The organism is Clostridium sp. Ade.TY (genome assembly GCF_000498355.1).
Lineage (GTDB): Bacteria > Bacillota > Clostridia > Clostridiales > Clostridiaceae > Clostridium.
Genome location: NZ_AVSV01000003.1, coordinates 159692 through 176695, shown reverse-complemented (window position 1 = coordinate 176695; position 17004 = coordinate 159692). Strand labels below are relative to the sequence as shown.

The 17004-nt window shown below is 26.7% G+C and carries 15 protein-coding genes; 4 read left to right on the top strand and 11 right to left on the bottom strand.

The annotated features are described in order from the left end of the window. Positions 1-229: 229 nt before the first annotated feature. The 7 genes from O212_RS0101480 to O212_RS0101445 form a co-directional block, all read right to left on the bottom strand. A complete protein-coding gene (locus O212_RS0101480) occupies positions 230-685 on the bottom strand; it encodes an ArgR family transcriptional regulator (RefSeq protein ID WP_024613403.1) in 456 nt (151 codons plus the stop codon). A gap of 115 nt (positions 686-800) precedes the next feature. After that, positions 801-1745, bottom strand: coding sequence for a carbamate kinase (gene arcC, locus O212_RS0101475; RefSeq protein ID WP_024613402.1), 945 nt, complete (start codon positions 1743-1745; stop codon positions 801-803). A 159-nt stretch (positions 1746-1904) separates the two neighbouring features. Next, on the bottom strand, positions 1905-3347 hold the full coding sequence (gene arcD, locus O212_RS0101470) for an arginine-ornithine antiporter (RefSeq protein WP_024613401.1): 1443 nt from the start codon (positions 3345-3347) through the stop codon (positions 1905-1907). A 108-nt stretch (positions 3348-3455) separates the two neighbouring features. Beyond that, complete coding sequence (argF, locus tag O212_RS0101465) at positions 3456-4451, bottom strand: ornithine carbamoyltransferase (RefSeq protein WP_024613400.1); 996 nt, start codon at positions 4449-4451, stop codon at positions 3456-3458. Positions 4452-4563: 112 nt separating this feature from the next. Further along, complete coding sequence (arcA, locus tag O212_RS0101460; protein ID WP_024613399.1) at positions 4564-5802, bottom strand: arginine deiminase; 1239 nt, start codon at positions 5800-5802, stop codon at positions 4564-4566. A 533-nt stretch (positions 5803-6335) separates the two neighbouring features. Further along, positions 6336-7691, bottom strand: a complete 1356-nt coding sequence (locus O212_RS0101450; RefSeq protein WP_024613398.1) for an FAD-binding oxidoreductase — start codon at positions 7689-7691, stop codon at positions 6336-6338. 115 nt (positions 7692-7806) lie between these two features. Beyond that, the gene (locus O212_RS0101445; RefSeq protein WP_024613397.1) at positions 7807-8274 is read right to left on the bottom strand and encodes a GNAT family N-acetyltransferase; all 468 of its coding nucleotides are present in this window, start codon (positions 8272-8274) and stop codon (positions 7807-7809) included. 250 nt (positions 8275-8524) lie between these two features. Here O212_RS0101445 and mscL point away from each other — a divergent pair, with 250 nt between their 5' ends. The 3 genes from mscL to O212_RS0101430 all read left to right on the top strand — a co-directional run bounded on the left by mscL (position 8525) and on the right by O212_RS0101430 (position 10261). Next, the gene (gene mscL, locus O212_RS0101440) at positions 8525-8968 is read left to right on the top strand and encodes a large conductance mechanosensitive channel protein MscL (RefSeq protein WP_029699095.1); all 444 of its coding nucleotides are present in this window, start codon (positions 8525-8527) and stop codon (positions 8966-8968) included. 15 nt (positions 8969-8983) lie between these two features. Next, on the top strand, positions 8984-9343 hold the full coding sequence (locus tag O212_RS0101435; protein ID WP_029699094.1) for a CoA-binding protein: 360 nt from the start codon (positions 8984-8986) through the stop codon (positions 9341-9343). A gap of 474 nt (positions 9344-9817) precedes the next feature. Continuing rightward, positions 9818-10261 carry a hypothetical protein gene (locus tag O212_RS0101430; protein WP_024613396.1) on the top strand — a complete coding sequence of 148 codons (444 nt, stop codon included), beginning with the start codon at positions 9818-9820 and terminating at the stop codon, positions 10259-10261. 73 nt (positions 10262-10334) lie between these two features. Here O212_RS0101430 and O212_RS0101425 read toward each other — a convergent pair whose 3' ends face one another. Continuing rightward, entirely contained in the window at positions 10335-11969 is a 1635-nt protein-coding gene (locus tag O212_RS0101425; protein ID WP_024613395.1) for a GGDEF domain-containing protein, read from the bottom strand. Positions 11970-12205: 236 nt separating this feature from the next. Between O212_RS0101425 and O212_RS0101420 the strand changes: the two genes are divergently transcribed. Further along, positions 12206-12454 (top strand): hypothetical protein, encoded by a 249-nt coding sequence (locus O212_RS0101420; protein ID WP_024613394.1) that lies wholly within the window; start codon positions 12206-12208, stop codon positions 12452-12454. Positions 12455-12508: 54 nt separating this feature from the next. On the opposite strand, the gene O212_RS0101415 is transcribed toward O212_RS0101420, so the two are convergent. The 3 genes from O212_RS0101415 to O212_RS0101405 all read right to left on the bottom strand — a co-directional run bounded on the left by O212_RS0101415 (position 12509) and on the right by O212_RS0101405 (position 16887). Further along, positions 12509-13357, bottom strand: a complete 849-nt coding sequence (locus tag O212_RS0101415) for a YitT family protein (RefSeq protein WP_024613393.1) — start codon at positions 13355-13357, stop codon at positions 12509-12511. Positions 13358-13548: 191 nt separating this feature from the next. Further along, positions 13549-15333 carry an oleate hydratase gene (locus O212_RS0101410; RefSeq protein WP_024613392.1) on the bottom strand — a complete coding sequence of 595 codons (1785 nt, stop codon included), beginning with the start codon at positions 15331-15333 and terminating at the stop codon, positions 13549-13551. 240 nt (positions 15334-15573) lie between these two features. Next, the gene (locus O212_RS0101405; protein WP_024613391.1) at positions 15574-16887 is read right to left on the bottom strand and encodes a dicarboxylate/amino acid:cation symporter; all 1314 of its coding nucleotides are present in this window, start codon (positions 16885-16887) and stop codon (positions 15574-15576) included. Between the last annotated feature and the right edge of the window lie 117 nt (positions 16888-17004).

The following is a 17004-nucleotide window of genomic DNA, read 5'->3' as shown; positions in this document are numbered from 1 at the left end:
TAAACATATTTTAAATACTCTGATTTAGTATAATGTTCATTTTAATATAGAGCTATATTTTTACATTAAAATTTATTAAAATTTCATTGTATATTAAATATTTAATCTTATAAAAAATAATAGAGTTTTATCATTAATTTGATAAAACTCTATTATTTTAAGAAGTATAATTTTATTATGTTTATTCATTTATTTTTAGGTGTACTTAAATAAATGTATACAAAAATACTTAAAATCTTAAATCATTTAATTCCTTAAACACAAGTTTTGCATTTTTTTCACCATTGCAAATAATAAATACGCTATAATTATTTGCAACCGTTCCAATAATTCTTTTATCATTTAATCTATCAATAAATTCACCAACAACATCTGCCATGCCTTTCATAGTTTTTATTGATATAAAATATTCTTGTACACATATACTTTCAACTGAATTTTTAAATATGTTATTACATCTTTTTCCTACACTTTCTTCAGTTACCAGTACATACTTGTACTCTTTATTTTTCATAAGCTTTCTAATTATATGCATTTCTCTTAAATCGCGTGATAATGTTGCTTGAGTCGCATTTATACCTAAAAGTTTTAACTTTAAAACAAGCTGTTCTTGCTTTCCTATATCTTCATTTTTTATTATATTAATGATTGCTTCTCTTCTTCTCTTTTTTAAATCATTTTCCATAATAACCTACCTCTTCTGTAAAATACTATTTTATAAACAACTTAAAATTCGCCCTTTTATAAATGCTAATAATTAGCTTAGAGAGAAAGAACTATCTTCCTCTCTAAAAAATATTTTATTTTACAATTTTTGTTCCTGATTCTCCTGTCAAAGATTCTTTTGCTCTAGAAAGTGATGCTATTATAGCTTGTTTATTATTAGCTGATTGAACAAACTTCTTACAAGCTTCAACTTTTGGAAGCATACTTCCTGGTGCAAATTGACCTTCTTCTATATATTTATTTACTTCTTCTATACCTATTTCCTTTAATTCTTTTTGATTTGGTTTATTGTAATTTACACATACTCTATCAACTGCTGTAAGTATTAATAAAATATCAGCATCTAATATTTCAGCAAGCTTTTCTGCTGCAAAGTCTTTATCAATAACTGCAGGAACCCCAACTAAGTCATCTCCTTCTTTAACTACTGGAATTCCACCACCGCCGCAAGCGATTACAACAAATCCATCATCAACCATTGCCTTTATTGCATCCTTTTCAACTATATCAACAGGCTTTGGTGATGCTACAACTCTTCTATATCCTCTACCAGCATCTTCTTTCATAACATAACCTTTATCTTTTTCAAGTTTTTTAGCTTCTTCTTCTGAATAGAATGATCCTATTGGTTTTGTTGGATTTTCAAATGCCTTATCATTTTTATCTACTACAACTTGAGTAATTATTGTTTCAGCAGACTTATTTATATTTCTCTTATGAAGTTCTTCTGAAATTGCATTTTGTAAATGATATCCTATATAACCTTGTGAAAAAGAACCTACAACATCAAATGGGAAAAGTGTATTGTTATGATTTGCTTGGTAAGCTTCTTCAATGCTAGCTAATATTTGTCCAACTTGAGGTCCGTTTCCATGAACAACTGACACTCTGTGTCCAGCTTCTATTAAATCAACTACTGATTTTGCAGTTTCTTTACAAGTCTTTAATTGACCTTCTGCACTTTTATCTTTTGGATCTGCTTGTAATGCATTTCCACCTAATGCTAAAACTATTTTCATCTTTTGTTCCTCCTTATAATTAATATTTATTAATTTATAATTTTATCTTCTGTTTATTTAATTTATCTATAAATTTTTATCTTTTGTTTATTAAATCATCATAATTTTATCTTTAGTAAAAGTGTATTTTAAAAGGTATTCTAAATAATTAATATTTAGCTAAATTGATATTTTTCCAGTTGCTAATAATACTATAGCAATTACAGCTATAACTAAAATAATTATTGCAATTACAGCTTCTGATCCAACAAATACTTTTTTATCTTTGTTATTTTGTTTCTTAGCAATATAGTAGAAAATTATACCAACTGCATAAAGAATGAAACATAATAGTAAATATTTTAATCCAGCTGCGTAACATAACCATACAGCATATACTGTTGCTATAGTTGCAAAGATTTTATCCTTTGTTCTTCCTTCTGGATTTTTATCATAAGTCTCACCTGTTATAGTAAGCTTAAGTCCATACATTGCACTTAAAAGATAAGGAACAAGTATTGCTGTACTAGCTACTGAATATAATGCTTGATAAGTACTACTTGCAACAAGTGTTAAGATTAAGAATAATTCAACTAACACATTTGTTATGATTAATGATGCTGCTGGAGCTCCACTCTTATTTGTTTTTGCAAATATTTTTGGAAGAACACCATCTTTTGCAGCTACAAATGGAATTTCAGCAGCTAAAAGTGACCATCCAAGTAATGATCCAAATAATGATATTATTAATCCTAAATTTATAAGCACAGCACCCCATTTACCAACAGCGAATTCTAAAACATATGCCATTGATGGGTTTTCTAAGCCTGCTAAATGTACTCTATTCATAACTCCTAAAGACATTAAAGAAATTAAAAGATATATACATAAAGTTCCTACTAATCCCATTACTGTTGCTTTACCAACATCACTTTGCTTTTTAGCTCTACCAGATACAACTACTGCACCTTCAATACCTATAAAGCACCATAATGTTACTAGCATAGTATTTTTTGCTTGATCTAATATACTACCTAGATCTGTTGAACCCCAAAACTCAAAAGTAAAGTTGTGGAAGTTAAATGCAAATATTGCTACTACTATAAATACACATATAGGAACTAATTTTGCTATTGTTGTTATTAAGTTAACAAAAGCAGCTCCACTTACTCCTTTTAATATTAAGAAAGTAAATGCCCAAACAATAACTGAAGCTCCAATTATTGATGCTAAATTATTACCTTCTCCGAATATAGGAGCAAAATATCCTATAGCTCCGAATAAAAGAACTGAATAAGATACGTTTCCTATCCATGCACTAAGCCAATAACCCCATGCTGAGTTAAATCCTATGTATTCACCAAATCCCGCCTTAGCATAACTATATACACCACCGCTAAGTTCTGGCTTTCTGTTTGCTAATGCTTGATATACAAAAGCAAGTGCTATCATGCCGATACCGGTTATAATCCAACCAATAATAATTGCACCAGTTCCTGCACCTCTTGCCATATCTGACGGTAAGTTAAATGCTCCTCCACCAATCATAGATCCAACAATTAATGCTGCAAGTGATGCAAACCCAAGATTTTTTTGTTCACCAGTAGATTGTTGCTCTGACATATTTATCACCTCTATTTAGTTTTTTTATAGAAAAGTTTAATAGGTTTTTAATAGGTTATAGAAAAGTTTAGCCGGCTATTCAAAACCAAATAGCCGACTAATGACAAATTATTTTCCTGCTGTAGCTACCATTACGGCTTTTATAGTATGCATTCTATTTTCAGCTTCATCAAATACTACTGAATTTTTGCTTCTAAATACTTCGTCTTCAACTTCTCTAATGTCAAGACCTAATCTTTCCATCATGTCTTTGCAAACTTCTGTATCCTCATCATGGAATGATGGTAAGCAATGCATGAATAATGTATTTTTATTTCCTGTTTTAGCCATCATTTCTCTTGTTACTTTATATGGAGTTAATAATTTAACTCTTTCTGGATATAAGCTTTCATCTTCTCCCATTGATACCCATATATCTGTGTAAATAACGTCAGCTCCTTTAACTGCTTCGTCAACGTTATCTGAGAATTCTATTACTGCTCCAGTTTGTTTTGAGTATTCTTGCATTTCCTTAACTATTTCTTCATCTGGTTCTAAGCTCTTAGGTCCAAGTGCTACAAAGTGCATTCCCATTTTAGCTGCACCATACATTAATGCATAACTCATATTGTTTCTTGTATCTCCAGCAAATACTAATTTAATTTCACTAAGAGGTTTATGTGCATGTTCTTCTATTGTAAGAAAATCTGCTAATATTTGAGTTGGGTGGTCAGCGTCAGTTAATCCATTCCATACTGGAACTCCTGCATATTTTGCAAGTTCTTCAACTGTTGATTGTTTGAATCCTCTAAATTCTATACCATCATACATTCTTCCAAGAACTTTTGCTGTATCTTCGATTGATTCTTTTTTACCCATTTGTGAGTTTGTTAAGAATGTTACATGAGCTCCTTCTTCTGCTGCTCCACATTCGAATGCACATCTTGTTCTAGTTGATGTTTTTTCAAATAATAAAACAACATTTTTACCTTTTAAAGTATCGCCTAATATTCCAGCTCTTTTTTTAGCTTTTAAATCATGTGATAAATCTAAAAGATATCTTATTTCTTCTGGTGTAAAATCCTTTAATGTTAAAAAACTTCTTCCTTTTAAATTAACTGCCATTTTCATTTCCTCCTTAGTTTTACCTAAGTGTTTACTATCTTTACCATACTTAATTTAAAAATAGTAAACACTTAATTTTAGTTTTATATTAAATATTTTAGTTTGTCTTAAATTATAAATCTTCTCTGATTAGTGGCATTGACATACATCTTGGGCCACCTCTACCTCTTGAAAGTTCTGATGATGGAATTACGTGTAATTTTATTCCATAGTCTTCTAATATCTTATTAGTTACATAGTTTCTTGAGTAAACAACAACTTCTCCTGGTGCAATAGCTAATGTATTTGAACCATCATTCCATTGTTCTCTTGCAGCAATTATTTCATCGCCGCCACCACATTTAATTAATGTAACTTCTCTATTTAAATATTTGCTTAATATATGTTCTAAAGTATCTACTTCTTTAGTAGTCTTAAGCATATTTGGATTTTCTGGATCTTTTGTTATTGCATAAACATTTAAAGGTCCAACTATTTCTGGATGAACTGTGAATTTATCATAATCAACTTGAGTAAATACTGTATCTAAGTGCATAAATGCTCTGCTTACAGGTATTTGGAAAGCTAATACTGTTTTGAATGTTGAATCTTCATTAAATAAAATTCTCTTAGCAAGCTTTTCTACTGAAGCTGAATCAGTTCTTTGTGAAATACCAACTGCTAATGTATCTTTTGAAAGTATTAATTCATCTCCACCTTCAATTGAAGTATTTTCATCTCTATTGAACCAGAATGGTACATCTTTATCTTTAAATCTTGGATGATGTTTGAAGATATATTTTGCAAATAATGTTTCTCTATTTCTTGTTTCTGTTCTCATATGGTTTAATGTTATACCATGTCCAATTGTTGCAAATGGATCTCTAGTAAAATAAAGATTTGGCATTGGGTCACAAACAAATGGATATGTACTATTTACTAAATCATATAATGAATCTCTATGATATTCTTTTAATTCTTCTTTCCTAACACCAGCCATCATCTTATCAACCATATCCTTGTTATCAAAGTTTAAGAAGAACTTCATTAATGCTTCTCTTAGAGTATCACTTTCAACTCCTGCTTCAGTTATAAATTCATTTATGAATTCTTTCTTTACGTCTTCGCTAGTTGCGATAGCTTCTGCTGCAAGTTCTTCTAAATAAAGAACTTCTACACCTGCATCTCTTAATGTTTGTGCAAATACATCATGTTCTTCTCTTGCAATTTTTAAGTATGGGATATCATCGAATAATAATCTGTCTAATAGATTTGGAGTTAAATTTTCAATTTCTTCTCCTGGTCTATGTAATAAAACTGTTTTTAATTTTCCTATTTCTGAGGTAACATTTAAAGCTCTATTATTCTTCATATTATCACTCTCTTTCTTCTTTAGTTTGTTTGGCAAACAACGCTTTAGGGGTCAACCACTCTTTACTAACGCTGTTTACAGTTTTAATTATAGCTCTTTAAAAAACGATTACAAACCATTTTTTTACATAAAATGTATATGTTTTTTTGATTTTATTCATCCTAAAAAATATTATTTATTACATATTTTGTATCATCCTTGCCAAATGTACAGTCTCATCAATCTTTTTAAGAAAGATTTCCTGCAATTTTTTGAATATTATATGCATAAAGTAGGAATATTCTTTTTATATATTTTTTTAAAATATTCATTTTATTTACTATATTTATTATTTTTTCAATTAAAATTTCCATAAAAATTATATTTTAGCTTATTTAAAATAAATTATTTTCCATTTTTTATAGTATAAGTAAATTATTTTTGTAAATTATACATAATTTTATAATGTATATGCATAAAAAAGTCTAGCAACTTAGATTTTTCTAAATTACTAGACTTTTAAATTTATAATAGTTATTATCTTATATAAATATTTAAAATCCTTTTATACTTTGCTCAAAATTAAACATATTTTTAGGATCATATTTTTCTTTTATTTCTTTTAATTTATTTATATTTTGACCATAATACTCTTTTTCATAATCATTTATTACATCTATTGGGAAGTTTACAAAAGAACCTTCTGTAATTGATTTTATAAATTCAAAGTTTTCTTTAACCCAATTTACATTTTTTTCTGCATACTTTAAATCTTCCCACACAGATTGAAATCCCATAATAAATTTAGCACATCTATAATAAAATGCAGTATCACATTTTTCTATATCAGAAACGGCACCACCTAATCCATAAAATGAAACAGCTGTATATGTTGCACCTTCTGCTCTATTTGCTACTAATTCAATAATCTCTCTAATTTCTTCTCTATTATAATCTCTAAATACAAACCTTCCACCTGATTTATATTTTTCATAATCTGGATGACTATCTTGTATCCATCTATTAGCCTCTAAAACAGTCATATATTCTAAATTGTAATATAAATTGCTCCCTTTATTTTTAAGTCTTTCTAAAATTTTATTAGCCTCTTCCTTTGTTCCATAAAAAAGGCCTGTCATCTTTATTCCACTACCTTTTTCCGCTGAATTATATATAGCTGTTTTTAAATTCATTCTTCTATCTAAAGCTTTATATGTATTTTGAAGTTCTTCTATTATATCTATTTTCTCTTCAATATCTATATTGTTAAAATCAATATTTATTAATGTTGCCATATTAATTTTATTTGGAAGTTTAAATGTCATTGAAGTAACTATTCCAAAGTTACCTCCACCAGAACCTTTAAGTGCCCAAAATAAATCTCTATTTTCTTTATTATTTAAAACAAGTAAGTCTCCATCATAATCAACTAATTCTGCTTCTATTAAGCAATCACATCCAAGTCCAAATAATCTACTTGAATATCCCCATCCTCCGCCTAATGTAAAGCCTATAACACCAACTGTTGGACATCCTCCACCTGGGAATGGATAACCTAATGAATTTACCGCTTCATAAAGTTCTCTATTTCTTACTCCACCATCTATTTTTACTGTTTGATTAATTTCATCAACATAAATATTATTCATCTTACTTACATCTATAATAAATATATCATTACCTGTTGAATATCCTTCATAATGATGGCGTCCTGATCTGATTCTAAATTGAACACTATTATTCTTTACCCATTTTAAAGTCTCTATAACTTCTTCTGTTGTTTTTGGATAACATATTGCATCTGGATACTTTTGTATTGCTCTATTCCATGCTTCTCTATCATTTTCATATAAAAAACTATCCTTTGTTACAACTTCACTACTTAAACTTTTATAATCCAAATCCCTCATCTTTTTCACCTTCTATTTCTAAAAACATATAAACATATTATAATACTTTCTAATAATAAATCATATTAAAAATATAAAATTAGCAATGATACTTAATCACTGCTAATTTTTATAATTAATGATTATATTCCATTATATAAAAATCTCCAGCCCCAACAAATGTATCATGTTCAGAAATCCCAATAATTTTAAATCCTTGAGACTCATAACACTTTATTGCTCTTTTATTAAATGAACGAACTTCTAAAATTATTGGTTTTAATCCAAACTTATTTTTACTTTCTTCTATAGACATATTAACTACTTCTTTTCCTATACCTTTTCCACAAATATTAGGCTTTAATCCAATTCCAAAAAACACATATTTTCCTTCATCAACTAAATTAACGAATCCTATTAAGTTATCAGCTTCATCTGTATATGCTATAAAACTTTTTCTCTTTATAGAATCACATAAAGCAAACTTTTCCTTAATCATAATTTTCCAAGGGGGAAAATTATATATTGAATATTTTCCTTCATATACCCATGTAGATATTTCTTTTGCGTGAGCTTCTGTAAATATTCCTTTATTTAATCTCATAGAGTTCCTCCAATTAAATATCTATATAACTATTATATTTTTTATATCATTATATATTAAAATAAGTTTTTAATATTTATTATTCATTGTACTTCTTTGATTAAAAATTAAAATAATTATTACTTAAATTAAATTATCATTTAATAAATTGTTACATTTTTAAAATTTTTATAATATTTTTAGATATATATCTATTGTTTATCTTATTTTAGGATAAAATATCTTATAACAAAGAAAGGAGGAATCGCTTTTGTGGAATGAATTTAAGAAATTTGCTATGAGAGGTAATGTTGTCGATTTAGCAATTGGTGTTGTAATTGGAGGCGCATTTTCAAAAATAGTTACTTCTCTAGTAAATGATATTATAATGCCTGCAGTTGGTGCTCTTGTTGGTAAAGTAGATTTTTCTAACCTTTATATAAATTTAAGCGGTAAAGAATATAGTTCACTAAAAACAGCTCAAGCAGCTGGTGCAGCTACTATTAACTATGGAGTATTCTTAAATAACGTAATTAATTTTTTAATAATATCTTTCTCTATATTTTTAGTAATAAGACAATTAAATAGAATTAAAGACATAGCATTTAGAAAAGAACAAGTTTGTGAAGAAGCAACTACAAAAAATTGTCCTTACTGCTTCTCTGAAATACATATTGAAGCTACTAGATGTCCTAATTGTACATCAGAGCTATAAAAAGGAGTTGTTTTTATGAGCGTAAAAAACTTTAAAAATTTTAATAATTGGGTTGTCATTGGAGATGTTTCTAATGAATCAAAATATGCACATAAAATATTAAAAAAACTTAAAAGTAATGGACTTAATGTTAAAGGTGTTAATCCAAGGGGTGGAGATAATATTTTTAAATCTTTAAAGGAAATTCCTTATGAAATAGAAGCAATTGACTTATGTATAAACAGTATTCAAGGTTTAGACTATGTAAAAGAAGCCAAAGATTTAGGTATTAAAAACATATTAATCCAACCTGGTGCTGAAAGTACTGCTATACTAGATTATTGTAAACAAAATGGAATAAATGCTGTACAAGGATGTGCTTTAGTAGATTTATAAAAAAATTTTTTTATTTTGAATATTTTATTCATTATAAGTCAATTATTATAATACCCAATAAAATAATTTAAAATTTAAATTATTTACCCAAAATCCCCCCATTGTTAAGATTACACCTTAACAATTTAAATTAAACCCTTTCTAAATTAACCTTCGCTTTTGGCGGAGGTTTTTTTATTATGTCTGTATATTTTTTTATATATTAGGAAATCATTATAAATGAAAGTAAACCTTTTTTCTTTTTTAATTTTATAACACTCCATTTATTAATATTATTAATAAATGGCACCATCCTCTCTATTAATATCTCTTTTATATTAATAGTTAAACCCTCTAATTTATTTTAGAGGGTTTTTTATTTTAATTATATCCTTATTATACGTATAAAAATTTCCTTTTATCGCACAATATTATATAAAGATAGAAAATTTTGATTTAAATAGTATATATACATAATTTAAGGAGGTAAATATAATGAAATTAAACTTCAAAAAATCTTTTTCTCTTTTACTACTTGTAACTATATTTCTAGCTCCACTTAAAGTTAATGCAACTCCAATAAAATCTCAAGAAGATTTATTTAATACAAGTGACTTTTCACTTCAAGCAAATACAATTAACTTAATTGTTAATAATTTATATAAAGTATCTGATAATTTAGTTCTTGATGGTTATATTTACAATGGAACAAAATTAACATTAATAGAAATTAAAGATTTTGAACTAGAATTATATGATGAGAAAAATATACCATTTGCAAGAGTTATAATTGATAAAATAGATATACCAGAATTCTTTTATCCACTACATGCTAAAAGGGTTAAATTTGTTTTTAATAATAAATCATTTAATTTAAAAAATATAAATTTAGATAATATAAGTTGGAAATTTAATTATAAATACAAACAAGCACCTTAAAAATTAACTTTAAACATATAAAAGGATTTTTATTTGTAAAAAATCCTTTTATATAAATATTATAATTAAATTTTTAATCTATTAAATCTTTCTTTATAATATCTTCTATATGTATATACCCATTACGTCCAGATTTTTTTATTGTATATAAAGATTTATCTGCAAGTTTTATAATATTTTCAACATGACTTAATGAATATATAGTTGCGATTCCAATACTTAAAGTTACAACCTTTTCAACTTTCGAAAACTCATGCAATATATTTGCTTTAATCATATTATCTTTTATTCTTTTTGCAAGTTCTATTGATGCATATTTATCAGTATGCCTGAGTATTATACAAAATTCCTCTCCACCATATCTAGCAACTATATCATCTTTTCTACAACTTTTTTTCAAAACATTAGCTACATTCTTAAGTACCATGTCACCTTGCTGATGCCCATAATTATCATTGTATAATTTAAAGTAATCAACATCTATCATTACTACAGATATTGGCATATCTCTTTTTGATATATCTTCCATATATTTATCTAAAAATCTTCTGTTATAAATATCGCATAAAGGATCTTTCATAGATTCTTTTTTTGATTTTTTAATTTTTTTAATTAATAATATAATTAATATAGAAAGAATTATAAAAACCATAAACATAGTTACAATAAATTCCTTACTAATTGAATTATTAACTTCTTTAATAAACTCATTATTTAAATGATATCTATATTGTGAATCATTTAATTTTTCTATTTCTTCTTCTCTGTAATAATATCTTTTTAAAAGATTTACATATTCTGCTTCATTATAATTTTTGAAAAAATTTATTCTTCTACTTAATGCAAATAATTCAATATAAGTTGAACCTTCTTTATTAGCTTCTACTTCTAACTTTTCAAAACATTCTTCAGACTTTTTATATTCACCTTTCTTTTCATAAAAACATCCATATGCTCTAAGTTTTAAAATATCTAATTCAGTAAAATCAATCTCTTTATTTTTCTTTTCTAAATTTTCAATTTCATTTAAACAGTTTTGTGCATTTTTTAAATCATTATCATATATACTATCTAAAGCTCTATATGTATAATACATAATTTCAATATCTTCTTTATACTCTTCTGGAATATATTCTAATAACTTTTTTACTTTATTAAGTATAATTCTAAATTCAGAAATATTTCCAATTCTTATATACACCTCTGCTAAGTTAATTAATGCATAAGCTTTAATATAAGCATATTCTGAATTATAATGTATTTTTTCTTTCGAAACTTTAATTAACATCTCTGAACTTTTTATATACTCACCAATATCTCTATAAGCTATTGATATATTTATAAGAGATTTTAACTTATTATTTTTATTTGCATATTTATTTGACTTTTCATAGTCAATTATTGCATTTAAAAACTTACCTTGCTGTAAATTTACAACACCTAAATAATTATATATAGTAAACTTTTCATCTTTATTTAATGCAGACATTATATTTTTATTGTTTAATATATAATTTAATTTTCTTTCTGCTTGTATGTAATTTTTATTTTCAATAAATTTTTTAGCTTCATTTAAAGTTCTATCCTTTATCTCAATAAAAGGTTTATCTTTTTTGTTTTTATATATTGTTGCAATTGGTATATAAGCAAAACCTACTATTATAGAAAAAACTAAAAAAAAGCTTAAAATATTTTTTTTCTTTTTCATAAATACTCTAATTACCTTTTGCCTTTTATTTTTTTAATTAAATATACTATGATTATAAATATAATCGTACTTATAAATCTCCGTAAATTTTTCCAATATTTATATTATACATTATAAATTTATTGTTTTCTTTTTATTTACAGAATTATATAAAGGATTTTTGATTATACTATAGAATGTATAAAAGTATATTATAAGGTAAATTTAACCTTAGTAAAACTTAGGAGGAATTTCATATGTTTTCAATTATGTTAATTAAAATATCACCAAGAAATGAGATAGCACCAAAGGTTCAAGAACTTTTAACTAAACATGGATGTATAATTAAAACAAGACTTGGTCTTCATGAAGCCAGTGTAAATTCATGTTCTCAATCTGGGCTTATAATTTTAGATTTACTTAACGAAAATCAAGATGAAATCAATGATTTAAAAAATAATCTAAATAATCTTGATGGCGTAAATGCTAAAATAGTAATGATATAATTTAATTAAATAGTAAATCCCTAAAAGTTAAACAAGACTTTTAGGGATTTAAATCTATAATAATGACTTATCTACAAACTTTCCTACAACTTCAACAGTTGGCTGTACATTTACAAAAGCATCTGGATCTATATCTAAAACTATCTTTTTTATAAAAAATAATTCTTGTTTTGATATAACAGTAACAATTGAACTTAATTCTTCATTTGTATATCCACCACGTAAATTAGTATGTACTGTAACACCACGTAAGTTATTTTCAAGTAAGCCTTGTACAACTTCCTTTTCTTTTTTAGTAAATATATTAACAGTTAATTTATATTGCTGAATATAGAATAAATCAATAACTTTTGTTGTAGCAAATATTGAAATTAAACTATATAGTGCCATTTCCCAGCCATACATTATTCCTGCCATTGATAATATTATTCCATTTAATATAAGTCCAAGCTGTCCAACTGACTTACCAGTCATCTTTTGAATTACAAGTACTATAATATCCGTTCCTCCAGTTGAAAAACCCAATCTAAAGCAAACACCAACACCAGCTCCTGTAAGTATTCCACCAAAAATTGATGCTAAAAGTATATTATCTGTAATTTGATATGATGGTATTACTCTAATAAAGAATGATGATGAAAGAACTGCTAAAAGACTATAAAAAGTAAATTTCTTTCCAAGTTTTTTCCATGATAAAAATATAAGCGGTAAATTAATTAATAATACCCAAGTTGAAATTTTTATGTTAATCCCCAAAAAATCTGTTCCTGCTGATGATAATAACTGTGATAAACCTGTAACCCCTCCTGAATATACTTTGGCAGGTGTTAAAAATGAGTTTACACCAATACCAGCTAATAACCCATAACCAACAGTAGCTATTATTCTATAAAATATTTTCATTTTAAATTTATTACCTCCTCTATCATATTTTGATTATTTATTCCATATTATACACTATTTTTTACATTTGTAAGATAATTTTTCCCAAAAAAGTTTTGTGTAATAAAAATGAGCTAAATAATAGTACATATTTATTATTACTTAGCTCATTATATTTTATATATATTTTTATGAAATTTATATTTTAATTATTATTTTCTATAAGCTGTTTTTAATGCCATTTTTAAAACTTTTGGATTCTTTTTGTATTCAGTTACTGGACATATTTTTTTGTCTTTTACATTAAATAACTTATATATTGCAGTTCTTGCTGCACGTATTGAATATTCTTCTGTAAATACCATATCCTCTGGTATTTCAACAAATTGACTAATCATAGCAAAGTTAGTTGAACCTTCTGGTATAACTTGTGGTCTATCACTCATTTTACGTGGTTGAAATTGTGAATCAATATATGGCATCATACATGGTATTACATTTACCACACTATCCATTATTTCATCTAAATGATCTTCCATGTGTAATTGATAAATAAGTTCTGTTAATAATTCCTTACCTGTACAATCACGCATTGGTTTCTTTACATAATCACCAATCTTGTCTGTATACAATCCATATCCCCAGAATATTGTTTCATCTAATGGTTGATTTATAAAGTGTGGTTGTGCTGCAACAACTATACTCATAAGCCAGCTTGAATCTTTAAATGTCATTAAAGCTCCACTTCCTGGAATATTTCCTGAAAATTCTTCAATAAGTTTAAGCATTTTATTTCCTTTACATGTAACTGTGAAGCTTTCCCAATTAGTTTGATCTGGATGTCCAAAGAATGGTTCTGGATTACCAAGACCTCCTTTTTTAACTGCAATCTTTCTCCAAAGGTCTCCTGATATTGGATTTCTTGAATCAAATTCTGGTGCTGTATTTAAGTCACCTAAAGTTGCACTATCTGTCATACACCCATTTGTCATAATACAAATATCATTATCGCTTAAATCAATTTCTTTTTCATTTCCTTCTTCATTTATATATATTTTATTAACTGTTATTCCATCTCCATCTTTAAAATCTATATCAGTAACAACTGAGTTTTTATGGAAGTTTACTCCAAATCTATCCAAATAAGCTTTTAATGGACGAATAAGTGAATCATATTGGTTATAAGGAGTACGTGTAACTCCTTCTAATGTTTCAATACGTGAAAATTCTAAAATCATACGACCCATGTAACGTTTGAATTCAAAAAGGCTAGACCATTTTTGGAATGCAAATGTTGTTTGCCACATATGCCAGAAGTTTGTTTCAAAAAAGTGTGGCATATCTTTAAACCAATCTTCAATTGTAAGATCATCTAACTTCTTCTCATCTGTCATCATAAGTTTTAAAAGCGCTATACGTTCAGCATTTGTAAATCCCATAGATTTAACATCTAAAATAACACCATCTTTATCAACTAAACGAGCTTGAGCATGAGTTGGGTGTAAATGGTCAAAGTTTAATATTTCTTCTGTTACGCTCATTCCTGGCATATCTAATGAAGGTATACTAGAGAATAGTTCCCATAAGTTTTCATAAGTTTCTTCATTTAACATTCTACCTCCACGACATACAAATCCACCTTCTGGAGTTCCTATACCATCATTGCTTCCTCCTAAAATATTCATTCCTTCAAAAATATGAATATTTTCTCCATTAAAATTACAATCTCTTATAAGATAAACTGCACCTGCAAGAGACGCAATTCCTCCACCTACAAAATAAACTTTTTTATCTTCATAATTTACATATGTTGCTTTATATTCTTCTTTAATTCTTGATTTTTCTTTAAGCTTTTTAGCTCCTATAGCTGCCACAGTTGCAGCTCCTGCTATAGCACCTATTTTAATTAAAGTACTCTTATCTATATTCTTTTTATTTACTTTCTTATTTTTAAGTAAACTTAAATTTCTACAATTTCTTTTTCTTGAATTTTTCATATAACATCCCTTACCTTTCCAGAATATATTTTCCCTTTGAAACCTTTTGTATCTTTTGATTTAATTATAGTTCCCGATTTTGAAAAAACTATTAACTCCTGTAAATATTTTCATTTTATTAAGATTTGACATTATATTTACACAATTATATTAATATTAAAGACATATAATTAAAAATTACTATACAATAAAAAATAGGAACTCTTCTAAAACAAATGAAAAGTTCCTATTTTTTTAATTTTATGCATTTTGAATTTCTTTAATTACTTCTATATTTTTATTTTTTCTATTTTCTGTCTCATCAACTACAACTGCTGCAACGGCTGAACCTGTTACATTTGTTGTAGTTCTAATCATATCAATTACTGAATCTACTGCAATAACCATTGCCATCCCTTCAATTGGAAGTCCTAAGGTTGCAAGAACAACTGTTGTTGACATAGTTGCAGCTCCTGGTACTCCAGCAATTCCTATTGATGATACTATTGTTGTTATTATTATTAAAGCATATGAATAAGGAGTAAGTTCTATATTAAATACATTAGCTACAAAAACTGCAACTATTGCTGGATAAATACCTCCACACCCATTCATTCCTATTGTAGAACCAAGAGGTGCTACAAAGCTTGCAATTTCTTCTTTAACCTTTAAATTTTCTGTTAAAGACTTAATTGTAACAGGTAATGTTCCATAGCTGCTTTGACTTGTAAAAGCCATAACTTGTGCTGGAAAAATACCTTTAAAAAATTTAAGTGGATTTTTCTTTGCAATAAGTGCAATTAATCCTGTATGAACTACACCCATTTGAATTAACGCTGCTATATATACAGCTAATATTACTCCTATTAATGATTTAAGAGTATCTATTCCATTTTTTGCAGCTGCTACTGCAATAAGAGCAAATACACCATAAGGTATTAATCTTAAAACCATTTTAGTAATTCTAAGTACTATATCATAAGCAGATAAAACAAAATCTTTAAATGGTTTTGCTTTTTCTGGATTTAAATTATCTTCTATAACTAATGCTACTGCAATAAATAATGAAAATATTACAACTGGTATTATTCTATTATCTACAATAGCTGCAACCGGATTTGATGGAAGCATATCAAGTAAAACCTTTGAAAATCCTGGTATTTCTCTTGCTGTAAAATCAGTATTTCCTACAAATTTTAATCCTTCTCCAACATGTAATAAATTAGCTATTATAATTCCTATAAATGCTGCTATTCCTGTTGTTCCAAGTAATATAGCAAATGTTTTGGCACCAATTGACTTTAAAGTATCTAAGTTCTTAAGTCTTACTATACTTGTTATTAATGAAACCATAACTAATGGTACAACTATCATTTTAATTAATGACATATATCCTTTTCCCACTATATCTAAGAATAAAATATTCTCTTTAAATATAATCCCAAGTACAACCCCTAAAGTAAGTGCTGTTAATGTTGCAAATGAAAACTTATTTGTCTTTTTTCTAACTACATAAATAGTATAAATTGATAGTATTACTAATACTACTGATAAAATTAAATTGAAATTAATCATATTTTTTCTCCCCTTCAAATTTTATAAATTTAGTTTTCTCTTTGCTGGCCAGCAAAATTATTTATAATTAAAATCGGAAAGTACACGCTTTTAAAATTTAATTAACCAAAATTTTAT

What these genes read in the sequence shown, in the direction of transcription:
- O212_RS0101450 (WP_024613398.1), bottom strand. Translation starts at nt 7,691, where the DNA reads ATGAGGGATTTGGATTATAAAAGTTTAAGTAGTGAAGTTGTAACAAAG.
- O212_RS0101430 (WP_024613396.1), top strand. Translation starts at nt 9,818, where the DNA reads ATGAAATTAAACTTCAAAAAATCTTTTTCTCTTTTACTACTTGTAACT.
- O212_RS0101415 (WP_024613393.1), bottom strand. Translation starts at nt 13,357, where the DNA reads ATGAAAATATTTTATAGAATAATAGCTACTGTTGGTTATGGGTTATTA.
- O212_RS0101435 (WP_029699094.1), top strand. Translation starts at nt 8,984, where the DNA reads ATGAGCGTAAAAAACTTTAAAAATTTTAATAATTGGGTTGTCATTGGA.
- O212_RS0101480 (WP_024613403.1), bottom strand. Translation starts at nt 685, where the DNA reads ATGGAAAATGATTTAAAAAAGAGAAGAAGAGAAGCAATCATTAATATA.
- argF (WP_024613400.1), bottom strand. Translation starts at nt 4,451, where the DNA reads ATGGCAGTTAATTTAAAAGGAAGAAGTTTTTTAACATTAAAGGATTTT.
- O212_RS0101425 (WP_024613395.1), bottom strand. Translation starts at nt 11,969, where the DNA reads ATGAAAAAGAAAAAAAATATTTTAAGCTTTTTTTTAGTTTTTTCTATA.
- O212_RS0101410 (WP_024613392.1), bottom strand. Translation starts at nt 15,333, where the DNA reads ATGAAAAATTCAAGAAAAAGAAATTGTAGAAATTTAAGTTTACTTAAA.
- arcD (WP_024613401.1), bottom strand. Translation starts at nt 3,347, where the DNA reads ATGTCAGAGCAACAATCTACTGGTGAACAAAAAAATCTTGGGTTTGCA.
- arcC (WP_024613402.1), bottom strand. Translation starts at nt 1,745, where the DNA reads ATGAAAATAGTTTTAGCATTAGGTGGAAATGCATTACAAGCAGATCCA.
- O212_RS0101420 (WP_024613394.1), top strand. Translation starts at nt 12,206, where the DNA reads ATGTTTTCAATTATGTTAATTAAAATATCACCAAGAAATGAGATAGCA.
- O212_RS0101405 (WP_024613391.1), bottom strand. Translation starts at nt 16,887, where the DNA reads ATGATTAATTTCAATTTAATTTTATCAGTAGTATTAGTAATACTATCA.
- O212_RS0101445 (WP_024613397.1), bottom strand. Translation starts at nt 8,274, where the DNA reads ATGAGATTAAATAAAGGAATATTTACAGAAGCTCACGCAAAAGAAATA.
- arcA (WP_024613399.1), bottom strand. Translation starts at nt 5,802, where the DNA reads ATGAAGAATAATAGAGCTTTAAATGTTACCTCAGAAATAGGAAAATTA.